The 21,937-nt window shown below is 43.7% G+C and carries 24 protein-coding genes and 2 pseudogenes; 22 read left to right on the top strand and 4 right to left on the bottom strand.

The window, feature by feature from the left end:
• The first annotated feature begins 2 nt into the window (after nt 1-2).
• The 11 genes and pseudogenes from AC58PQ_RS12415 to AC58PQ_RS12365 all read left to right on the top strand — a co-directional run bounded on the left by AC58PQ_RS12415 (nt 3) and on the right by AC58PQ_RS12365 (nt 7,588).
• Nucleotides 3-386, top strand: coding sequence for a GIY-YIG nuclease family protein (locus AC58PQ_RS12415; protein ID WP_497242254.1), 384 nt, complete (start codon nt 3-5; stop codon nt 384-386).
• A gap of 149 nt (nt 387-535) precedes the next feature.
• On the top strand, nt 536-1,519 hold the full coding sequence (locus tag AC58PQ_RS12410; protein WP_497242253.1) for an aldo/keto reductase: 984 nt from the start codon (nt 536-538) through the stop codon (nt 1,517-1,519).
• Nucleotides 1,520-1,557: 38 nt separating this feature from the next.
• A complete protein-coding gene (locus AC58PQ_RS12405; RefSeq protein WP_497242252.1) occupies nt 1,558-2,172 on the top strand; it encodes a DUF3990 domain-containing protein in 615 nt (204 codons plus the stop codon).
• The gene (locus tag AC58PQ_RS12400; protein ID WP_497242251.1) at nt 2,141-2,437 is read left to right on the top strand and encodes a hypothetical protein; all 297 of its coding nucleotides are present in this window, start codon (nt 2,141-2,143) and stop codon (nt 2,435-2,437) included. Before AC58PQ_RS12405 ends, AC58PQ_RS12400 begins: the two co-directional genes overlap by 32 nt.
• Before the next feature lie 119 nt (nt 2,438-2,556).
• A complete protein-coding gene (locus AC58PQ_RS12395) occupies nt 2,557-3,753 on the top strand; it encodes an MFS transporter (protein ID WP_497242250.1) in 1,197 nt (398 codons plus the stop codon).
• Between the two features lie 36 nt (nt 3,754-3,789).
• Nucleotides 3,790-4,314 (top strand): GNAT family N-acetyltransferase, encoded by a 525-nt coding sequence (locus AC58PQ_RS12390; protein ID WP_497242249.1) that lies wholly within the window; start codon nt 3,790-3,792, stop codon nt 4,312-4,314.
• Between the two features lie 93 nt (nt 4,315-4,407).
• Nucleotides 4,408-4,896, top strand: coding sequence for an SRPBCC family protein (locus AC58PQ_RS12385; protein WP_497242248.1), 489 nt, complete (start codon nt 4,408-4,410; stop codon nt 4,894-4,896).
• 96 nt (nt 4,897-4,992) lie between these two features.
• Nucleotides 4,993-5,505 (top strand): annotated as a pseudogene (locus AC58PQ_RS12380) (TerD family protein); the annotation flags it as partial.
• Between the two features lie 57 nt (nt 5,506-5,562).
• Entirely contained in the window at nt 5,563-6,249 is a 687-nt protein-coding gene (locus AC58PQ_RS12375; protein ID WP_497242434.1) for a vWA domain-containing protein, read from the top strand.
• A gap of 301 nt (nt 6,250-6,550) precedes the next feature.
• A complete protein-coding gene (locus AC58PQ_RS12370) occupies nt 6,551-6,769 on the top strand; it encodes a hypothetical protein (protein WP_497242247.1) in 219 nt (72 codons plus the stop codon).
• Between the two features lie 18 nt (nt 6,770-6,787).
• Nucleotides 6,788-7,588 (top strand): hypothetical protein, encoded by an 801-nt coding sequence (locus AC58PQ_RS12365; RefSeq protein ID WP_497242246.1) that lies wholly within the window; start codon nt 6,788-6,790, stop codon nt 7,586-7,588.
• A 390-nt stretch (nt 7,589-7,978) separates the two neighbouring features.
• Here the strand turns inward: AC58PQ_RS12365 and AC58PQ_RS12360 are convergent, their stop codons facing one another.
• On the bottom strand, nt 7,979-8,269 hold the full coding sequence (locus AC58PQ_RS12360) for a hypothetical protein (protein ID WP_497242245.1): 291 nt from the start codon (nt 8,267-8,269) through the stop codon (nt 7,979-7,981).
• Between the two features lie 277 nt (nt 8,270-8,546).
• Here AC58PQ_RS12360 and AC58PQ_RS12355 point away from each other — a divergent pair, with 277 nt between their 5' ends.
• From AC58PQ_RS12355 to AC58PQ_RS12340, 4 genes are read left to right on the top strand one after another with little or no spacing between them, the layout of a single operon-like run.
• A complete protein-coding gene (locus AC58PQ_RS12355) occupies nt 8,547-9,359 on the top strand; it encodes a class I SAM-dependent methyltransferase (RefSeq protein ID WP_497242244.1) in 813 nt (270 codons plus the stop codon).
• 4 nt (nt 9,360-9,363) lie between these two features.
• Nucleotides 9,364-9,495, top strand: coding sequence for a hypothetical protein (locus AC58PQ_RS12350; RefSeq protein ID WP_497242243.1), 132 nt, complete (start codon nt 9,364-9,366; stop codon nt 9,493-9,495).
• A 9-nt stretch (nt 9,496-9,504) separates the two neighbouring features.
• On the top strand, nt 9,505-10,623 hold the full coding sequence (locus tag AC58PQ_RS12345; RefSeq protein WP_497242242.1) for a stalk domain-containing protein: 1,119 nt from the start codon (nt 9,505-9,507) through the stop codon (nt 10,621-10,623).
• A 26-nt stretch (nt 10,624-10,649) separates the two neighbouring features.
• A complete protein-coding gene (locus AC58PQ_RS12340; protein ID WP_497242241.1) occupies nt 10,650-11,603 on the top strand; it encodes a stalk domain-containing protein in 954 nt (317 codons plus the stop codon).
• Between the two features lie 102 nt (nt 11,604-11,705).
• On the opposite strand, the gene AC58PQ_RS12335 is transcribed toward AC58PQ_RS12340, so the two are convergent.
• Complete coding sequence (locus AC58PQ_RS12335) at nt 11,706-11,996, bottom strand: sensor histidine kinase (RefSeq protein WP_497242240.1); 291 nt, start codon at nt 11,994-11,996, stop codon at nt 11,706-11,708.
• Between AC58PQ_RS12335 and AC58PQ_RS12330 the strand changes: the two are divergent.
• Nucleotides 11,991-13,822 (top strand): annotated as a pseudogene (locus AC58PQ_RS12330) (beta-galactosidase); the annotation flags it as partial. The gene AC58PQ_RS12335 and the pseudogene AC58PQ_RS12330 sit on opposite strands and share 6 nt — an antisense overlap.
• Before the next feature lie 176 nt (nt 13,823-13,998).
• Nucleotides 13,999-14,649, top strand: a complete 651-nt coding sequence (locus AC58PQ_RS12325) for a hypothetical protein (protein WP_497242239.1) — start codon at nt 13,999-14,001, stop codon at nt 14,647-14,649.
• Nucleotides 14,650-14,701: 52 nt separating this feature from the next.
• On the opposite strand, the gene AC58PQ_RS12320 is transcribed toward AC58PQ_RS12325, so the two are convergent.
• Both AC58PQ_RS12320 and AC58PQ_RS12315 read right to left on the bottom strand, forming a co-directional pair.
• Nucleotides 14,702-15,259, bottom strand: a complete 558-nt coding sequence (locus tag AC58PQ_RS12320) for an NADPH-dependent FMN reductase (protein ID WP_497242238.1) — start codon at nt 15,257-15,259, stop codon at nt 14,702-14,704.
• Between the two features lie 422 nt (nt 15,260-15,681).
• Complete coding sequence (locus AC58PQ_RS12315) at nt 15,682-15,834, bottom strand: hypothetical protein (RefSeq protein ID WP_497242237.1); 153 nt, start codon at nt 15,832-15,834, stop codon at nt 15,682-15,684.
• A 160-nt stretch (nt 15,835-15,994) separates the two neighbouring features.
• On the opposite strand from AC58PQ_RS12315, the gene AC58PQ_RS12310 reads away from it, so the two are divergent.
• The 5 genes from AC58PQ_RS12310 to mnmH all read left to right on the top strand — a co-directional run bounded on the left by AC58PQ_RS12310 (nt 15,995) and on the right by mnmH (nt 21,930).
• Entirely contained in the window at nt 15,995-18,316 is a 2,322-nt protein-coding gene (locus AC58PQ_RS12310) for a xanthine dehydrogenase family protein molybdopterin-binding subunit (RefSeq protein WP_497242236.1), read from the top strand.
• Nucleotides 18,313-19,176: an FAD binding domain-containing protein gene (locus AC58PQ_RS12305; RefSeq protein ID WP_497242235.1), complete on the top strand. Its 864-nt coding sequence runs from the start codon at nt 18,313-18,315 to the stop codon at nt 19,174-19,176. Before AC58PQ_RS12310 ends, AC58PQ_RS12305 begins: the two co-directional genes overlap by 4 nt.
• Nucleotides 19,154-19,630, top strand: a complete 477-nt coding sequence (locus AC58PQ_RS12300) for a (2Fe-2S)-binding protein (RefSeq protein WP_497242234.1) — start codon at nt 19,154-19,156, stop codon at nt 19,628-19,630. The genes AC58PQ_RS12305 and AC58PQ_RS12300 overlap by 23 nt, the downstream gene beginning before the upstream one ends.
• A gap of 163 nt (nt 19,631-19,793) precedes the next feature.
• On the top strand, nt 19,794-20,843 hold the full coding sequence (gene selD, locus AC58PQ_RS12295) for a selenide, water dikinase SelD (protein WP_497242233.1): 1,050 nt from the start codon (nt 19,794-19,796) through the stop codon (nt 20,841-20,843).
• Between the two features lie 19 nt (nt 20,844-20,862).
• Complete coding sequence (gene mnmH, locus AC58PQ_RS12290; protein WP_497242232.1) at nt 20,863-21,930, top strand: tRNA 2-selenouridine(34) synthase MnmH; 1,068 nt, start codon at nt 20,863-20,865, stop codon at nt 21,928-21,930.
• The last annotated feature ends 7 nt before the right edge of the window (nt 21,931-21,937 follow it).

The following is a 21,937-nucleotide window of genomic DNA, read 5'->3' as shown; positions in this document are numbered from 1 at the left end:
ACATGCTAGACAAACAGAAGAAAAAGGAGCTTGCCACCAACTATAAGCAAACCTTTCGTGCCATGGGTGTATATCAAATTCGAAATACGCAGAACGATAAAATATTTGTAAACAGCAGCATGGATCTAGATGGCATGAAGAATAGGCTTGAATTTTGTAAGCAGATGAATACGAATACCTTCAATGAGCTTCAGAAGGATTGGGCGACGTTCGGAGGCAATTGCTTCGTATTTGAAGTGTTGGATCGCATCGAGCCACGGGATGAAATCATGTTGGATGCTGCAGATCTGAAAAGCTATCGAGCTGAAGTGGATGCGCTGCTTGAATTATGGCTAGAGAAGTTGGAGCCGTATGACGAGAAGGGCTATAACAAACGTAAGCGTTAATTTTTATCCATCTTTCAAGGGGATCCGTATTGAGCGGATACCCTTTTTTTGCATAAATCGGAAGGTTTCCTCTTAACCTATGGCGAAGTGGTGGTAGATGAAATCTTTGGAAGTAACTTATTGAGACCTACATAGAAGGAGTGGAAGACATGAAATACCGTCAACTTGGAGATACAGAGCTTCGAATAAGTGAAGTGAGCTTCGGTACTTGGGCCATCGGTGGTGGCTGGGGAGAAGCGAATGACGATGAATCCATACGAGGATTGCACCGTGCGATGGACGAAGGCGTTAACTTTTTTGATACGGCTGATGTATATGGCTCAGGACATGCGGAAGAGCTTCTTGCAAAAGCAACGAAGGGTAAAGAAGATGAGGTACATATCGCAACGAAGTTTTGCCGCTCTGGCGATATCCATGATCTCGCTACGTATTCCGAGGAAGCTGTTCGTCAATTTGCTGAAAATAGCTTGAAACGATTGAATCGTGAACGAATTGACCTCTATCAAATTCATTGTCCACCACTTTCGATCTTGAAAAATGGTTCCGTCTTTGAGGTGCTAGAGAAATTGAAGTCAGAAGGCAAGATTCGCCATTATGGTGTAAGCGTTGAAACTGTGGAAGAAGGCTTGTTCTGTCTCACTATTCCAGGTGTCAAAGCCTTGCAAGTGATCTTTAACTTGTTCCGTCAAAAGCCTGCTGAAGCGCTATTCCCGCAAGCGAACGCTGCTGGAGTTGGCATCCTTGTTCGGCTTCCGCTTGCAAGCGGACTTTTAACTGGGAAATTCACGGCTGCTAGCACATTTGCTGCGGATGATCACCGGAATTTCAATGCCAATGGTGACCAGTTTAACGTGGGTGAAACATTCGCAGGTCTGCCGTTTACAAAAGGCGTTGAGCTCGCGAAGGAGCTGGCTTGGATCGGCGAGGGTCGTGGCAACATGGCACGTGCTTCGATGCGTTGGATTTTGGAGAATCCGAACATTACTTGTATTATCCCTGGTTTTAAGAACGTCAAGCAGATTGAAGATAATCTGGGTACGCTTGAAGTGCCGGCTTTTAGTTCGGAAGAGCAAGCACGACTGCAAAGCTTCTATGCAACTCTGGTACACGAGCATATTCGTGGTGCCTACTAGCCTATTTTGAAGGGGAGAAGGTTTCAGGGGGAAGCGAAATGGATATAATAACACCACAACGTTTATATCATGGGACGACGGACAATCTCGTCAACCTTTTTCAAGATAAATTATTGGATAGCAGATATTGGCGTCCAGGCCGCGATTTCGGCGAAGGATTTTATACGACGATTTCAGCCGCGCAGGCGCGGAATTGGGCACGAAAAGCAGCGACACGATCGATCACAGGCAACGAACTTCCTTGTGTGCTTGAAATTGAGCTCATTGCCATTCCTGCGAAGATGGAGCCTCTTATTTTTCTAAGTGATTCCTTGGCATGGGCTGAATTTGTGATGGGGCATCGCAGTGTTATGAAAAAGGGCGAAACGGATCCATGTCACAAGCATCCAGATTTTATTATTGGTCCTATGGCGGATGGTGATACTGGACGAATTATTGAAGAAGCAGTACAATTAAATAAAGATGTTCATTGGTTTTATGATCAAATTTTACGTACCACACGCGGTCGGAAATTAGATGCGTTGCGTCTTGGAAATCAAGTGGTTTTTTCCTCTGAAAAGTGGGAATCCTCACTTCGTTTTGTTGGTTATAACATTTTTACGGGAGGCAGGTGGATCTACTATGAAAACACAAGTTCGGCTGAATCTGTATGAACGCGGGATCGTTGATGCACTTGTTCAGAGTTTCGGTTACACCCCGCAAGGTGCTCGGAAGCTTGTTGTCGATTATGTGGAGGTCATTCGTAAATTGGGTGGATACGACACCTGTTATGATCATGCGGAGCGGTTAGTTCAGGCCACAACTATCAACTGTAAGCCGGAAGATTGGCTGAAGAGGATTAATGTAATTGCGAAGGAAGCCGTCCAGGATAAAGGCATTCTTCATCTTGAGGGACGATTACACTTGAATGTTCGTTAAATAATTGGATTAGAAGCTCATCCTATGGTTGAGCTTTTTTTGCGACCAAACAGGGGTGGGAAACGTATGATCGAACATATTCGCACGAGCAAGCGCACAAATGGCATAAGGAAGCGCATTTGCAGCAAATCCTATCATCTGGTATTGGAAAGAAGGTTACGCCTACGAAACTATATGCATTTCTATTATTTTATGTTGTCATTTACATGGGAAACGCGGTCTATGGGACTTTCATGCCAGTATATCTCAACAACGCGAAATTCTCTCAAGAGGAGATTGGGCTCTTATTGAGTCTTGGACCCTTGATTGCAATGATTGGCCAACCGGTGTGGGGAGCACTCGGTGACCGTGCCAAATCGAAGAACCAAGTCCTGCGACTATTAATTATTGGTAGCGGAATTTCGATTCTATTTTTCCCGATCTCGCAGCATTTCATCTATATTCTCGTGTTTATTTGCATCTTCACCTTTTTTCAGACCTCTATATTTGCGCTTAGCGATGCGATTACCTTGGAGGAATTAGATCGACATCCCACTTGGAGCTTTGGCTGGATCCGCCTAGGAGGGACTATAGGATTTGCTGTGATGTCACTCCTTTTTGGGTTCATTGCCAAATCGTACATAGGCTCGATGTTCCCCGTTTATGCGTGTACAATGGTTGCCGCGTTGCTTTGTCTGTGGCGGTTTCCGGCTGCAGTTGGGCGCCCGGCACATGTAATGGGGCGAAAATTCCGTGAGCTTTTCAAAAACGGTAAACTCATGTTTTATCTAAGCATAAATTTCGTCATTCAAATCACGCTAGGCTATTATTACGCCTTCTTCCCAATCTACTTCAAGGAAATGGGTGGGGATAGTGTGTTGTTAGGCTGGTCGATGGTCATATCGTCCTTGAGTGAGCTGCCCTTCCTCTTATTTTCGGCAAAAATATTTAAGCGGATCCCGATCTCGATTATTTTACTCATTGCAGCCTTGGCGTCATCCTTGAGATGGTTCTTATTCTCCCAGATTGAAGTAGCGCACTGGATGCTACCTGTACAAGTATTGCATGGACTCATCTTTATTGTACTATCTGTTACGATTGCCACGATTATCAACCGCGAGGTACCAGCTGAATGGAAGGCAAGCGGGCAAACCCTCAATGGCTTACTCAGCCTTGGGGCCGCACGCATTATCGGCAGCTTCTTGGGTGGCATTATGAGCGCAGCTTATGGAATGAGACAAGTTTTCCTTTATAGTTCTTGGGTATCTATGGCGTGTGTGGTTGTGTTTGGAGCTGTTATCTTTTTCCGGAGAAAGCAGCATGAACTAGGCACTTAAACTGTTTAATTTGAAGCAATTGGAGGAGGGGAAGTTATGATTACGCTTCGAAATCTAACGAAATCTAATGCTGATGAATTCTGGAAATTGCGATTGGAAGGGCTGCTCACTCATCCTGAAGCATTCTCGGCTTCCTATGAAGAGTCTGTCATGATGCCTGTTGAGGGCGTACAAGAACGTATTTCGGAGAGCGAAGATCAATTCATTGTAGGTGCTTTTCATGAGGAGGATGGGCTTGTTGGAGTTGCTGGATTCCGAAGAGAAAAGACGTTGAAACTGAAGCATAAGGGATCGATCTGGGGAGTTTATGTCACAGCAGCCTATCGAAAACAAGGTATTGCGAAGCAAATCATTCAAACGATCATCCATCGCGCAAAGCAATTAGAGGGTCTTCGGTTGATTCTATTGACAACTGGCGTGACGAATGTCGCATCGAAGAAGCTCTATCATTCGCTTGGTTTTACAACCTTTGGGATTGAGCCGCAATCGATGTATGTGAATGGTACCTTTTGGGATGAGGAATTTATGGTCTTGGCGTTGGATGATGGGCGGAAGAAATGATGATGTTGAGTGAAAGCGTATGATTTGTTGGATTATAAGGTGAATTCGATTATGATAATAGACAGGTTATTGGATGAAAGGAAGTGCTGGGTTATGATCAAAAATGAAGCGATTCTTACCTATGAACCTGGAGGTCAGCAAATTTGTATGACACGCGTGTTCGATGCTCCACGAGAACTGGTGTTTAAAGCGTTCACGGATGCAAAGCTTATCGTAGAATGGCTTGGGCCTCGAGCACTGACGATGCAGCTGGAAACATTTGAACCGAGGAATGGCGGAAGCTGGCGTTATATCCATAAGGATAGCAACGGGAACGAGTATGCGTTTCGCGGCGTGTATCATGAAGTCACGGCCCCTGAACGGATTATTCAAACCTTTGAGTTTGAAGGACTCCCGGAAAAGGGACATGTTATCCTTGAAACGGCTAGATTTGAAGAACTAGAAGGCGGTCAGACCAAGCTGGTAATGGAATCTGTGTTCCAATCGGTCGCTGATCGAGATGGCATGCTGCACTCCGGCATGGAGCAGGGGATGCAGGATTCCTATGAGCGTTTAGCGGAGCTTCTGGATAGAATTAATTAGTTGGGAAGTGAGCAGGAGCTGAGGCGACCTGCTTTTTTATATTGCGGGAATGTTGCGTTAGAAGGACACATTATTTATTACTAAGGAGATATATAAATGCTTCTGTCAAAAGGACAAAAGATTGATGTAACAAAGGGAAAAGACCTGTCAAACATAAGTTTGCAATTCGGTTGGACTGCAGATTCAAAATTGAGCATAGATGCTTCCTGTTTTGTATTATCGCATACAAACCGTTGCGAAAAGGATGAAGACTTTATATTTTATGGTAATTCCAACGCGATGGGTGGGACAATAACTCATATTCAAGGTACGGGGTTAGAAAAAGAGACGATAAAAATAGCTCTTTCAAAACTTCCTGATCATGCTGCAAAAATTGCGTTCTCTCTCACTATTCATGAAGGTGAAAAGTACGGATATAGCATTAAGGATGTCTCTACTATGTATGTAAGACTATTGGATACCGATCGTAACGAAGAACTATTTCGTTTTGATTATGGATCAGATCTGTCGAAAGAAACGGCAATCGTCGTTGGTGAGATATACAGGCACAATGGGGAATGGAAATTTAACGCGATTGGCAGCGGTTTTTTTGGTGGATTAGCGGCGTTATGTACGAACTTTGGCTTAGTGATCGAACAGGATGTTACGCAAGAAATTGTTGAAATTGTGGAGAAGCCAGTCCTTTCCACTATCGATCTGCGCAAAAAGATCGTTCAGATTACTTTAGAAAAGAAAAAAATAAATCATGTAGCAGCAAGAGTCGGTTTAGTGCTGGATATCTCCGGATCTATGCAACTCTTGTACAAGAACGGAACAGTTCAGGAGGTTGTGGAACGGATACTGGCTGTTGCGTGTAAGTTTGACGATAATGCGACGTTGGATGTTTGGATTTATGATAACGAATTCAGTCGTCTTCCTGCGGCAACGGAGAGAGATTTTGATCAATATGTGGTGAAACATATATTAAACAATAAGGATATACATAAGTTTGGTCGTAATAACGAACCACCTGTAATGGAGGACGTAATTCGTAAATACACGTTGGAAGAGGACTCACCTCTACCGGCTTTTGTTATTTTTATCAATGATGGTGGAGTTGTAAAATCGATTAAAAAAGTAATCGTGGAATCCTCTTTAAAACCCCTCTTTTGGCAGTTCGTCGGAATTGGAGATTCTGACTTTGAGGTCCTCAAGAAACTGGACACGATGGAAGGTCGCATCGTAGACAATGCTAATTTTATTCACATCGAGGATATTGCTTCTATTTCCGATGAAACGCTATATAATCAGCTTCTAAATGAATTTCCGTTGTGGCTTAAAGCTGCGACGGACAAAAGGATTATTCGTAAATGAAGCGAGATGGTAATTAATTAATTAATTATATTAATAATTAATGTAGTGTATTGTTTCTAGAGTTGCTTTCGTTACTTGAGTTACCGACTGTATAAGCAGGGAAAGGGTTTTCGTCACTTGAGTGAAGTGTATCTGCTGACATTAAAGAACGCATTTGCTGAAGCGGGGCTGCGTTTCTATACGCTGTTGCTTGAATACGGAGATATCTCCAGCGCGGACGAGATCCGTAGACAATCAAACATTGGATGGATTAAAGGTTGGATTGATATCGCGGCACGAGTCAGAGCTGAAAAGGTGCGCGTTGTCACAGAGAATTTCAAATCCCTTTCCTCAACAGGGGACAATTGCCAAAGCGCAAACGAATGCCGAGGGATTTCCAGATGAAGCTGAGTTTATACGCTGTTTAGATATCGCCAAGCAGGCAGGCTATGAAGGACTGCTGACACTCGTTTACGATGGCCCAGGGGATATGTGGGACGGGATCGAACGTGTGAGGAAGCTGGCGGAGCTATATTGTTAAGTTAGGAGCTGGTCCTATATGTCTGAGTATGAATCTCATTTCAGAGAAAGAGATGTCGAACTTCCAAAACATCGAAATATCCTACTACATGCCATCGAAAAGGATTTACTTCAGGATGAACATGTTTTGGCTGTGTTTTATGGAGGATCTGTTGGAAATCAGATGACCGATCTTTACTCGGATATTGATCTTCGAGTTGTTGTGAATGAAGAAGTTTTTGAAACGTATCGATTGGATAAAAAACGGAGAGCCGCGAATTGGGGCGATGTTTTATTCTATGAAGACCTACCTTGGGCATCGTACAGCACTGCTCACTTTCGCAGCTTTATTAAAGTCGATACCTTTTATTATAGAGTGAAGGACATACAAGCATCCGTTTGGTTGCAGGACATTCAAATTGTTCATGATACGAATGACTTGATGAAAAACATTGTAATGCAATCGGTGAAACTCTCCTATAAACCATCATTGATAGAAATCGAAATGTGGAGAACCAAATTTTTTGCACATATGCATGAAGCATATCGAAGAGTTAAGAGAAATGAAATCTATTACGCGTTACATTGTTTAGATCAACTTCGCTTGTTAATGACGACGGCTTGGTACATGGAATTAGGCATTCAACCGAATAACTATGGGGATTGGGCAAAAATAGAAGGAAAGAGAAGTAAGTTACATCTTTGGCAGTTAGAACTTCTTGAAAATTGGTTTAGTTCGAGAGAACCTGAACAGATTATGCAAGTGATCAAACGTATGTTTCCAGCATTCAAAAGCGTACATAAAAGCTTATGTGAAACCTATGGCATAGATGAAGATTGAAGTTGGATGGATGAAGTGCTAAGTATGATTTAAACCAAGCCGGAAACGATTATTTACAAATTCAACTGATCCACTGGACATGCAAAAGATGTTAAATAGCGACAGTCTAGGACTTTATTTCCTCGTCCTTGGCTGTCGCTATTTCAATTTCTAGAGTCTGTCTAATACTTAATTTATAGAGTTTGTCTAATACTTAATTTATAGAGTTTGGCTGATTGACAATTCCTATCAGCTTTTTTAAGGCTATAGGAACCTTTTGGAAAATTATTCGTCTAATCAAAGCGACAGGAGAATAATTCTGAACAAGTGAAAGCGAAGTGATGGATGAGGTGAATGTAGCTGTGGCAAATCTTAATTTTACAACCACGGATGGGAATGACGGAGCTGATTTTACCGCCTTTTCAAGTTTTGAAAACCAAATTTATAAATGAAGAAAACAATCGCAGTTGATATACAAAGGGATACTAACCACACAATAATTTTTTGAGGAGTAATCCCAGACGGGGAAGAACCGAATTCAACCTTTGATTGGAGAGATTCTACATTAGTTGATTCATGGGCGTTTATAATATTGGGTTCATATTTTTTTGTCATATACATTCCGAGACCAACTTGAATACTGGTTTGAATTAGAAAAAAACAAACAACGAAGATTAAAGGTAAAGCCATATACTTCAACATTTTTTATATCCTCCGAAATCTTGTGGTTACATTTTACCACATTATTACATATTGGTCTTGTTAAGCTATCGGCGATCGATAATTAACATAAATCCTATGAGTAATATAACCGCTGATGTTAAGAGGATTAAACGAGGAAGTATGACAAGTTCTGCTATAAGCGCCTAACAGCGTGAAAACAGGAGATTACATGGAGTAATCTTAACTTTACAACCGAGGATATCGCCTCTTTGTAGGCGATGGTTTTTTTGTATTTTAAAAATGGGAGGGAATGCGAATGAAGAATGTGATCGATTACTATGCCAAGTTCGATGAATGGGGAAGATTAGATCGCGAGCCTATTGAGTTTACGGTAAATTGGCACTACATGAAGAAGTATCTTCCTAACGCTGGTCATGTCCTAGATAATGGCGCTGGGCCGGGTAAATACGCAATGGAATTAGCCAAATTCGGCTATAATGTGACCCTATCAGATCTTACGCCTAATCTTGTCGAGCTCGCGAGAGATAAGGCAATTGAGTTGGGTTTATCAGATAGGTTTAGTGGCTTTCATTCGCTGAACGCAACGCATTTGCACGGCATTTCAGATGAAACCTTCGATGCTTCGTTGATGTTAGGACCTCTTTATCATTTGCAGGAAGAAGAAGATCGAATAGCAGCCGCTAAGGAATTGTACCGTGTAACGAAGAACAATGGTATCGTGTTTGTCGCTTTTCAAAGCCGGATGCGGATGCTCCTGACATCGCTGCTATACCCAAATGCTTGGAAACCGAATGACAATATGGCTACAATTGAGCAGTTTATTGAGGATGGCATTTTTAATCATACAGATGCAGGTCGATTTACAGGCGCTTACTATTACAATGTCGACGAGATTAAACCTTTTATGGAAAGCCAAGGATTTGAGACGTTAGATCTGATTGGTTCATCCAATCTTGCAGCTATGTTATCGAATGAACAGAAACAATATTGGACGGATCGTGGGGAAAAGGATGAGTTCGTTGAGCTTCTTATTCGACTAGCGCGTGATCCATCGATTCTTGGGGTATCTTCCCATTTGTTATATATCGGGAGAAAAGTAGGAGAGTGAAGAGATGACGGAACGTGATTTGAGCCATAAATGGCTGGACTGGGCCAAGCAAATCCAATCGATCGCACAGCTTTTGAAGGGAAGGAGATGGTTTTTGGCGAAAGGGAATGATTCATGGAAATCAAAAGCATGTTAGGGAGGTACGATGAGAATTTTTTTGAAAACGAATGTCAAGATAGCCGCTGTCATAACCTCATTATCCATTGTAATTGGGAGTCCAAGCATGCTGGCAGCAGAGAGTGCTGAACATAGCGCATCTGCAGCATTAAATTATCTGAATAACGTAAGGTCAAATATCGGAATTCAATCGATGAAATTAGATCCATCACTTACCAAAGCAGCAGAAAATCATGCGAATTATCTGCTCATCAATCAAGAGAATGGACATACAGAAACACCAAATAAACAAGGTTACTCTGGGGAACTTCCGTGGGATCGGGCTGCCGCTTCAGGTTTTGATACGGAAAAATTCGGTGTATTTGAGGGATACAATGAACATGCCATTGTTCTAAACCCAGCAAAAGCTTGGTTTAGCAACTCAGGAATAGGCGTATATCCCTATGATGGGCAGATGGATGTACCTGTAAGTTTCGATAGGAATGAAATACCTAACCCTTTGGATGAATTTGAGTTGGAGAGATCGGGATATTTTATCACCTATGCAGGGGTCGCGCAGGATATATCCGATGTATCAGCATCTTTGGTGAATCATGCGGGCCAACCTGTAGAATTCTTGAAAATAAAGCAAGAGCTTGGTGATACGAATGCTTGGCACCTCATTCCTACCAAAGTTTTAGCTTATGGTGAAAAGTATTCGGTAACCATCGAGGACAAGACGTGGTCATTCACGACTGTAGCTATTCCGGACGGTTCTTCACCAATAGGTAAGGAAAATCCAACCAAGCCAAATAGTACCAGCAATGTTGGGATTCGTATCTATGGCAAGTATGTAGACGTTTCTCCAAAGGCGAAAATTATCGGCGAAAGTACATTTATTCCGCTTCGCGGGGTTTTTGAGGCAATGGGAGCTAAAGTCCTTTGGGAGGGAACACGTCAAGAGGTTACCATTGTAAAAGACACAATAACGATCGTGCTGACAATTGGTAAAAAACAAGCACTAGTGAATTGGAATTGGCAGACACTTTCGATTGCTCCGTTCATTTCGGCTGAAGGCTCCACTTATGTACCACTTCGGTTCGTTACCGAGGCTCTTGGTGCGCAAGTCGCATGGGAAAGTGATAACTGGACGGCTGTTATCAATTAGCTCGTTAGATGAAAGGTGTGTTATCCATGAAAAAATTTATTCTAGGCGTAAGTTGCGGTCTACTTATTGCTGGTTCATCCGTAGCCTTCGCTTCGGACACGATTCAAGCGTTATTGTTTCCGGCGAGTTTTGAGATAAATGGTAACCCAGTTGCCTTGAACAGTGAGTATCAGATCCTGAATGTAGATGGACACGCGTATGTTCCGGTTCGCTTTGTGGCTGAAAATCTAGGAGCAACGATTGATTACGACACAGAGTCTCAAAAAATTATGATTAAGAATAAACCGTTAGACGTGAAGGATCCAGATTACCCAAGAATCTCGGTTGGGAATTTAATCCTTACGAAATCGGGAAATAAAACAAATGTTACAGGGCAATTGAAATTTGAAGGCGTAGGGAACTCTCGTAATATGATTGGAGCCGGCTTGTCATTCTACAACGAGGATAATCAGAAAATTGGCGAAGCGGTTATAGCGGGGAATGATTTCGGTGTGGAGACACAAACCTTTGTCACAGAGGGGGTGGGGGATTTCAAGAATTACGATGCCGTCTACCTTCATGTTGGTGCTGTCAATCATCGAATCATAAGTGATGCGCCTCAAACACTTTATCAAAACTCGAAATATCATTTCACGCTGAATATCCCTTCTAGCTGGGAAGGGAAATATGAGGTCGAAGAGCGGGTAAATGAAGCCACGCAACTTGCGAGCTATCTATTTATCGATAAGGCAAATAAAGCGTATGGTGGTGTCATATTTAGCATTTCGATATGGACAAAGGAAGATTGGCTTGCAAATGGTCCAACGGCGAAAGGAGTCACCCGACTTTACAAGGTTGGAGAAAACGCAGATCACGTGTTCATTTTATTTCCTCCAGGAGATGTGGAATACAATCCCGCTGACGAAGTACTCACTGCTGAATTTACTTCGATGGCCGACCAGATCAGTAAAATTGGAACGAGTTTTAAATTCGAGCACTAGTTTAAAAGCGAGCAAGCACCGTGTGAAAATCGGTGCTTGTTTTTTTGCTCAAGAATAACTTGATTTAAATCATCCTAGTTACCATCCCCAACTCATGTAATCTCAATCTTCCTCTACCGTAAAAGGAAACGTAATCTCAACCTCGGTCCCCACACCCGGGACGCTTCGATAAGTTAGCTTGGCAGGATCCCCGAAATAATGGCGAATACGTTCGCCCACGTTTTTGACGCCGAAGCTGCTGCCGCCAATCCGACTGCGGCTAATACCCGCCGTCATATCCTCGATCAGGTTAGGACTCATGCCCACACCGTCATCCTTGTTGAGTAGGTGCATCGTTTGATCTTCCAGATACATCCGAATTGAGATGCTGCCTTCACGCTGCGTTCGCCCCAAAATACCGTGGAGAATGGCATTCTCGACAAGCTGGCCAAATGTAATGTCATGGCGATCGGCATTTTCGCATGGTCCGCACTTGAACCAGTCGAAGGTACGTATACCTTCGACTGGTTAGATCGCGGCTCGATAGCTTCGCCGCGAATGGGATCTATGCTTGGCTTGCGACACCGAGTGGCGCAAGACCCGCTTGGATGGCGGAGCAGTACCCGGAGGTACTGCTTGTTGGTGCGAATCGCGTGCGCAATTTATTCGGCGCGCGTCACAATCATTGCTACACATCCCCTGTTTACAGGGAGAAGGTAGCGTTGATGAACACACGGTTAGCTGAGCGCTATGCGCAGCATCCTGCTGTTGTTGGTTGGCATATTTCCAACGAATATGGCGTGGTGGACTTCAACTTAGTTCATGGCATGAATTTGGACTGGAAACGCTTCGTGACGGATCAAACCGTAGATTTCTGCCGCCATGAAATCGCCCCGTTGAAAGCTGCGAATGCGCAGCTGCCTGTCACAACGAATCTGATGGACGCATATGAAGGCCTTAATTACTGGAAATTCGCGGACATTCTTGATGTGATCTCATGGGATGCGTACCCGACGTGGTATGATGCAAAGGATCAACGTAACCTGGCTGCTTGGTTTGCACTCAATCATGATATGTTCCGATCGCTTAAGGGCGGGCAACCATTTCTATTGATGGAAAGCACGCCGAGCTTAACGAATTGGCAGGCTGTATCCAAATTGAAGAAGCCAGGCATGCATTTGTTATCCTCCTTGCAGGCCGTAGCACACGGCTCAGATTCCGTGCAATACTTCCAATAGCGGAAGAGTCGTGGTGCTAGTGAGAAGCTGCATGGTGCGGTTATTGATCATGTCGGACATGAGCATACACGCGTTTTCCGTGATGTGGCAGAGCTTGGCGGCGCATTAGAGAAGCTGTCTGAGGTGATTGGGACTTCGGTACCAGCGGAGACGGCTGTGATTTTCGACTGGGAGAACCGCTGGGCTGTGAAGAATTCGCAAGGACCTCGTAATATGGGAATAAAATATGAACAAACGGTTCACAGTCACTATCGTGCATTCTGGGATAGCGGGGTTCCCGTCGATGTGATCGATATGGATTGCGATTTCAGTAAAGATAAGCTTATCGTGGCTCCGATGCTGTATTTGGTTCGACCAGGTGTTGGCGAGCGTATCGAAAAGTTTGTTGTAGATGGCGGAACCTTCGTTACGACCTATTGGTCGGGTATCGTTGACGAGAATGATCTGTGCTTCCAAGGTGGATTCCCTGGCCCGCTTCGCAAAACATTGGGGATTTGGTCCGAGGAGATTGACGCGCTTTATGATAATGAGAAGAATCAGTTGAACTTTCTTGATGGGAATGAGCTTGAATTAGCAGGCGAATACGAGACTCGTGAGCTCTGTGAGTTAATTCATACAGAGGGTGCTGAGACGCTTGCTATCTATGGGGAAGATTTCTACGAAGGTCGTTCTGCATTGACCGTGAATTCATTTGGCAAGGGTAAAGCCTACTATATCGCAACGCGAACAGATGAAGAGTTTTTGAAGCAATTGTATAAGCAGGTGCTTGCACAGGCTGGGATTGAAGCCGTGCTGCAAACCGAGTTACCGGCTGAAGTAACAGCACAAGTTCGGACGGATGGGGAGAATGCGTATGTTTTCCTAATGAATTTCGGTCAGCAGGCGCAGACGGTTGAATTAGATGGGGACAAGTATTGTGACATGCTGCTGCAGGAAAACGTGGAAACAACAAGCTTACGCCTTGAGGCTTATGGGGTAAGCGTATTGAGGAGATCGAAGTAGGAGAAAGCATTTGTGATCGTGAGAAGTGGTGGAAAGGCTGGATTGGGGAAACCTGATTCAGCCTTCTTTATTTAAAATACATAATATATGTTATGTAAACAAAATAAATAGATAAAGGAATTTATATATGATTTATGGAATATATATACAAATATTTGTGGAGATGAGGAGGGAAGATGGCAATTAGTAACTCTAAATCAGTTAGGCTCATTCTTTTGATAACTATGCTAGCGTGGTTAATATCAGGTTGTTCAACCTTGTTTGAACCTAAGGAAAGCACCAAGGAAACAGAAATAACACTAACACCCGTAGATTTGTTCAAGGGTGACGGTGCCAAGTTTCGACCGTTTATGGGCAACATGTCGGGTGCATTTAAATTACGATATAAAGGAATGAAACCCCATGCGATACTGAGTATTGATACTTGGCAAAATGGAAAGAAAGTAGCGACGGTCGGTTCCTTTGGTGATATGTTTTTTAGCCCGGGGGCTTCCGATTCGAAGGAGTTCGAAGTCATTATCTCCATTGATAAAGTATCTCTGGAGGGACAACAAGCATTTAACACGATAAAAGTCGGTATCCAACAAAAGTCAGGCTCCAATTTAGCTACTTTTACTGTTCCATGGGATAACAAATTAACCGCTTTTGGATTGATTAACTATAGCGAACCTATTACCTTTCATACGGATGAAACTGTTCATGTGTGGGGGATGCAAGCAACGAGTACGAATGCAATTAGTAGCTTAGATTTTTCTCCTGAAGCGCTTAGTAGGCTTGAATGGGCGATCATCTTTACTTTAACTTTTGATGAAAATGAAAGAAGCTGAATTAGGAGAACCCTAAATCAGCTTTTTGTTTTATACATTGTAATAGTAGGTCTTAACGCAAAGATTTTAAAGCCCCGCTCCAAGCAATAACTTGATCAAACATGGTGTTAGCGGCGGTTTCCTGACGTGGATTAGGTTTGAGCACTGTGAAATTCTCAAAATCAGTAAAGAGAGACAATGTGACCTGGGCTCGAACATCGGCTACATGTAATTCACCTAAGATGAGCCTGAGGTTCTCAGCAGCACGCGCACCGCCTGTACCACCGCCATAGCTGACGATCCCAGCGGCTTTATCTTTCCATTCATTGAAAAGGAAGTCAATCGCATTCTTGAGCGCACCTGAAATGGCATGATTATATTCGGGAGTCACGAAAATATAGCCATCGTACGCATTGATCGCGTTCGACCAAGCGATTGTATGTTCTTTCGTGTATTTTTTCAACATGGGTGGATGGGGCTCATCATAAAGTGGCAAATTGAAATCTGCGAGATCAACAATGTCAAATATCGCGTCCGTACGTTTACTTGCAACTTCGTATACCCACTGAGCGACGACTTCTCCTCTGCGACCTGGGCGAGTGCTGCCGAGAATAATTCCGATTTTGAGCATGGTTATTAGGACCTCCGATAAGTTGAGTTTATATGAGAAGCATAACGGTTGGAATGAACAGAGTGCAATTGAAAATACGGTTATAATGATTGTTTCCGAACAAGGAATTGACAAGAGGGATTTTAGTTAACATAACTAATGTTATGTTATCATCACTTCTTTGAAGTGACAATTTCGCGTCATAAATAGCATGAATAATTGAAATTTGTATGAACATGGCAGGTAAAGTATATGATTTATCATACAAGCTCCTATATAATTTAGTAGATAAAAGTGTAGATACACAAAAGAAAGGTGGTTGGTTTTCTTATGAATACGTCCATATATTTTGTGATATTTTCTATCATATTATTATTTGGCTTACTATCGACGTTTATCATCGGCTTTTCCCGTAAGAATCGTGAAGGTGACCAGTCCTATTTTCAAAAAACAGGAACGAAGTGGGTCAGACTTACCTCTCTATACGTAATCTCTATTGCAGCAGGGTTATTAGCATTGCTAGCCTTCATTAGGTACTCAATTGAATAGATCATACAGGAAAGATCTCCATTCGTTGGAGATCTTTTTCTATTCATGTATATTTCCCCTCAGCGAATGCTGCTGGGGGGGGGTATGTCATGATAGGCGGGAATAGGACAAGAATTTTCGCTATATGATGTAGGAAAACGCTCCACTCTGGGAAATCGTTTAGGACTTGTAGGTGCCTGTCAGTTTGATGAGGGGAGCGTGAGGAGATTGTCCACGATTGGAAAGGCCATTCCGCGAATTGAATCGAAAGATAAAGTAAGCGGATTTGCCAAATATACGAATGATACGCTTTCCCCAAGTCAATTGCATGGCTGGTTGGTTATTAGCCCCTATGCGCATGCAGAAATTGTGTCTATTGATAGTTCTAGATCATTAGCCGTAAGCGGTGTCCATGCGGTAATCACAGGTGAGGATTGTCCTGTTCTAACTGGTGGACTTCTCGCCGATCGTCCGCCGCTTGCCATCCAGAAGGTTCGCTATTACGGAGAGCCCATCGCTGTCGTCGTGGCAGAGACGGAACAAATTGCTAAGCAGGCAGCCGAGTATATCCGTGTGGAATTCATCCAGTTGCCCGTTGTTAATTCTCCAAGCAGTGCCCTTCAGCCGAATGCGCCTTTGGTACATAAGAATCTGGGGAACTACCAGAAATCTGGAAGCATCTTTCCCGTACCTAATACGAACATTGCTAGTCATGTTAAAATCCGAAAAGGGAACATGCATGAAGGATGGGCATCGAGTGAGGTTGTAGTTGAACATTCATTTGCATTCAATACATCGGATCATAGCGCAATGGAACCCCGCTGTTCCATCGTTGAAGTCATGCCCAGCGGATTGATTCATATCCAAACCTCGACACAGGACCCCTACATGATCAAACGTTCGTTTGAGCGATTCTTTCAGGTTGATCAGTCCAAAGTCATTGTCCACGTGCCATTCGTAGGGGGAGGATTTGGCGGCAAGGGCTCCATTCAATTGGAGTATATCGCCTACTTGGCCTCGAAAGGTTGTGGAGGTAGGCCAGTCAAAATCAATAATACACGTGAGTCGGACATGATTAGTTCACCCTGTCATATTGGCTTGGAAGCCAAAGTGAAGATTGGTGCAACCAGCAAAGGGAAATTGATGGCCGCTGAAATCACTTTTTTGTTTGATACTGGCGGCTATACGGATGAGGGACCAGCTGTAGTGCAGGCAGCTGCCGTTGATTGCACAGGACCATACAAGATAGACTGTGTTTGGTGCGATGCATTATCTATCTATACAAATCATCCTTACGCGAACGCTTTTCGTGGTTTCGGACATACGGAAGCGGCTTTTTGCGTGGAGCGAACGATGGATATACTTGCGAAGAAGCTGCACATGGACCCGATGGAACTACGGCTTCAGAACGCTGTTAAGCCTGGTGATACGACACCTACGCAAGCACCTCTCAACCGGAGTAATATTGGAGATTTGACGGCATGTATAGCTAAATTAAAAAAGCTAATCAAGTGGGATGAAGGCCAGTGGGCTGAGGTTGATCCATTTAAAGTTAGGACCAAAGGAATGGCTTGTGTTTGGAAAACCTCAGGCTCTTCGATTGATACTGGTTCTGGTGCAACGATTACGTGCAATCACGATGGCAGCTTAAATCTCAGCGTGGGCTCCATCGAACTGGGCCAAGGCAATCGAACGATTATGGCGCAAATTCTCGCTGAACGGATGCAAATGCCAGTTGATCAAATTCACATTAAAATGGATGTCGACACCCAGATCAGCCCTGAACATTGGAAAACGGTGGCAAGCAGCAGTACGATGATGGTCGGCCGTGCTGTACTCGACGCGGCAGATGATGTTATCGCTCAACTAAAGATAAACGCTAGTCTGGTTCTTAATTATAATCCAGATCTCCTGGAGGTCAGCCAAGGTAAAGTTTTCGTGAAAACTCATCCGAACATCAGTTTGCAGATCAAGCAGCTTGTCAGTGGTTACATGTATCCGGATGGGAGCGCTTCTGGCGAGCCGGTTATCGGCCGCGGGCGATATAGGGTGCATCACCTGACCAATCTAGATCCTGAAACAGGAAAGGGCATACCTGGTCAGCAATGGACCGTTGGAGCGCAAGCCGTTGAAGTTGAATTCGATATTCGTGAGTGTACATATCGCATACTTAAAGCTGCATCCGTATTCGACGCCGGCAAAGTCATTAACGAAGCCACGGCAAGAGGTCAAGTCATGGGCGGAATGAATATGGGACTTAGCTTTGCCAGTCGAGAGGGTTTTCTCTTCAATGATTCGGGGATTGTATTGAATCCCCAGCTACGCTCATATAAATTGACGCGTTTCGGCGAGAATCCAGTCTATCTCGTTGACTTTGTGGAAACGCCGTTCTTGGAAGGCCCTTATGGCGCACGTGGTGTTGGTGAACACGGTACAATCGGAATGGCGCCGTGTCTAGCTAACGCGCTATCGCTCGCTGCTAGATGTGAGCTGAATAGGCTTCCCCTCATACCGGAGCTAATTTGGAGATGTAAGGGGGGGAACGGATGATTTCGTTTGATTTCGAATACTTCAAGCCATCTACCTATAGCGAGGCGGCTCATCTTTATCAGGAAGCGGAAGCGAATGGTCAAGATCCACTGTATTACTCCGGAGGTACAGAGATTATCTCTATGGCTCGTCTAAATCAGCTTCGAACAGGTGCTGTTATTGATATAAAAGCGATTTCCGAATGCAATATATTGCAGATGTATCGTGATCAGCTTGTCGTGGGTTCGGCTATAACGCTTACTCAATTATCGGAATCATCTTTGTTTCCTCTTTTAGGTGAGACAGTTCGACATATTGCAGATCATACAAATCGTAATAAAATAACCATTGGCGGCAACCTTTGCGGGAAATTCTTTTACCGGGAAGCTGTTCTGCCATTTCTACTAGCTGATAGTCAGGTTGTGCTGATGGGAACCAATGGGATACGTCATGTCTCGATCCACCAGATCTTTAATGGTGAACCCCGAATTGAAAATGGGGATCTGCTTCTTCAGATTGTAACGGAAAAACGATATATGGAGCTGCCCTTTATTACTGTGAAAAAGACGAAAATGGAAAGGATTGATTATCCGATTGTCCGAATCTCTGCGTTACAGACCAACGATGGGATTCGAATTGCATTTAGCGGCGTTAGTAGCTTTCCATTTCGATCAAGGAAGATCGAAATGGTTCTGAACGATATCTCGCTATCCTTGGAGGAGCGTATCGAGCGGGTGATTCGTATTTGGCCTTTACCGATCTTGAGTGATATGTTAAGTTCAGCCGCCTATAGGACATTTGTTCTGCGTAATACGTTGTCAGACGTTATGACTGCTCTTGAAGGAGGTGTAAGTAACCTTGCATGGCATAGTCAAATGTGAAATAGAGCTGCAGGTTAATGAGAAACGCCAACACGCCGCAATTCGTTCAGCGGATACGTTGTTGCGTGTACTTCGTGAACATATGGGACTCACAGGAGTCAAGGCTGGATGCGAAAATGGAGATTGCGGCGCATGTACGGTTCTTGTAGATGGGATCCCAATCAAATCATGTTTAATGCTTGCTATAGAAGCACATGGGTGCAGGATTACAACAATTGAGGGTTTGGGGGGAGACGCGCCCATTCAAAGAGCATTCGTCGATAACTTCGCATTTCAATGCGGATTTTGTACGCCAGGTTTTATTATGGTTTGTCATGCATTGGTTACTAAGCAGCCGAATGCGGATGAAAATGTGATTCAGGAGTGGCTGCAATCCAATATTTGTCGCTGCACAAGCTATGCAGAAATAGAGGCAGCAGTCCGTTCGGTTATTTCAAATGAAACAACGAAGTGAAAGAGAAGCCCTTCCCACGAATGGGAGGGGTTGTCTGTATTCATACGGCAGCCTTTTTACTCCCCGAAAATTAGATTTTAGGAAGTTGAATAGGTTATTATTAGTCTGATAGAAGCAATATTCACAAACCTACTTTCAGCTGAACAAAGGAAGGAAGACGATCATGTCGACAACAGATAAAATTAAACTAACCTCCTATTCAACCAAGGGTGGCTGTGGCTGCAAAATTGGTCCAGCTGATCTGTCTGAAGTGATTAAGAAATTGCCGCCGGCACTCCCCAATCCGAACCTACTTGTAGGTATTGACACAAGTGATGATGCGGGTGTTTATAAACTAAGCGATGAGCTTGCGCTCGTACAAACGGTAGACTTCTTTACCCCGATTGTAGATGATCCGTATTCGTTCGGACAAGTAGCTGCAGCGAATGCAATTAGTGACATTTATGCCATGGGCGGCAAGCCGCTGACTGCACTAAATATCGTTGCTTTTCCGATTCGTACGTTGGATAAAGATGTGCTTGCTGACATATTACGTGGTGCTGGTGATAAAATGAGAGAAGCAGGCATTACACTTGTCGGTGGACACTCCATCGATGATAACGAGCCTAAATTCGGTCTTGCAGTTACGGGTGTAGTACATCCTCAGAAGATCCGCACCAATGCAGGAGCGATTCCAGGTGATAAATTGATTTTGACGAAGCCAATTGGTGTAGGGATTTTGACGACTTCCATCAAGAAGGATCGGTTAAATGAGGAAGAAGTCGCGCGGGTAACACAGGTTATGGCTACCTTGAACAAAACGGCTGCAGAAACTATGGAGCCATACGATGTACATGCTTGCACCGATGTAACTGGGTTTGGTTTGATCGGGCACACGCTTGAGATGGCAAAAGGTAGTCAAGTCGGCATTCGAATCACTTCAAACGATGTGCCTCTATTACCGAGGGTAAGGGAATTGGCTGAAGAAGGATTCGTTCCTGGTGGCACAAAGAATAACTTCGCCCATGTACAAGATTCGGTTACTTACCCAGACACGTTGGATCAAATAGGTCAATGGATTTTATGCGATGCTATCACTTCAGGCGGACTGTTAATCTCTGTGTCTGGTGACCAGGCAGAGGACTTACTCGGTCAACTGAAACTTGCTGGTGTGGAAGCTAGTATAATTGGAGAAACAACTGAAGAACATCCAGGCCGTATTGTCGTCATTTAAGCCATAAGGAGCGATACCATTGTTTCAAGACATCAGCATAGATGAGCTATTAGCGCTCAAAGACAAGAAAGAATTTGTTATGATCGATGTTCGTTCGCCTTCTGAGTTTCAGGATGCCACGATTCCCGGCAGTATTAATATCCCATTTTTTGATGATAACGAACGGGCAGAAATTGGCACCATTTATAAGCAAGTAAGTGTACAAGCGGCTAAAGATCGCGGACTTGAGATCATTTCTGCGAAGTTGCCAGCATTTGTCAAAACATTTGAAGGGATCAAGGGCCAAAAGGCTGTTTTTTGTTGGCGCGGCGGCATGCGTAGTCATTCGTCAGCTACTGTACTCTCTTTAATGGGCATCCGAACGTATCGATTAGCAGGGGGATTCCGTTCTTATCGTAGATGGGTGGTCGAAACCCTAGAGAAGATGGATTTCAAACCTCGTGTATGTGTGATATCGGGGAATACGGGCGCTGGCAAAACAGCGATTCTAAGGCGTCTACAGGCGGAAGGCTATCCAGTTTTGGATTTAGAAGCTTTGGCAGGACATCGAGGATCTATCTTTGGACATGTCGGGCTTCGATCCAACAATCAGAAGACTTTCGAAGCACATCTCGTTACGAACCTTCTTAGATTGAAGGATTCTCCTTATATTCTGATCGAGGGCGAAAGCAAACGTATCGGAAAAACGGTGATCCCTGAGTTCATTTATAGTAAAAAGGAATCCGCAACACACCTTTATATTCAAATGCCAATTCGCGAACGCGCTCGACATATTATTGAGGATTATCGGCCTTGGGAAAATAAAGATCAGTTGATTACAGCTTATAGTCACATCAAGGACCGGATCCACACCCCAATCGCGAAAGAAATTGAATTAGCTTTACATGAAGATCAATATGAAAAGGCTGTAAGCCTTCTGTTAGCGCATTATTATGATCCACGGTATGAACATGCGATGAGCAAATACGAACAAGAGATTCAAGAAATTCGTACGTTGGATGTAAAGACCCTTGATGAGGCTGTTGAAGCTGTTAAAGCCTATGTAGAAACAGAAGATTTTAAGTGTTTATATCCTACGTTATTATGAGGATGAG

The sequence above is a fragment of the Paenibacillus sp. J22P143 genome (genome assembly GCF_059692035.1).
This window is presented reverse-complemented; position numbering and strand designations above follow the sequence as displayed.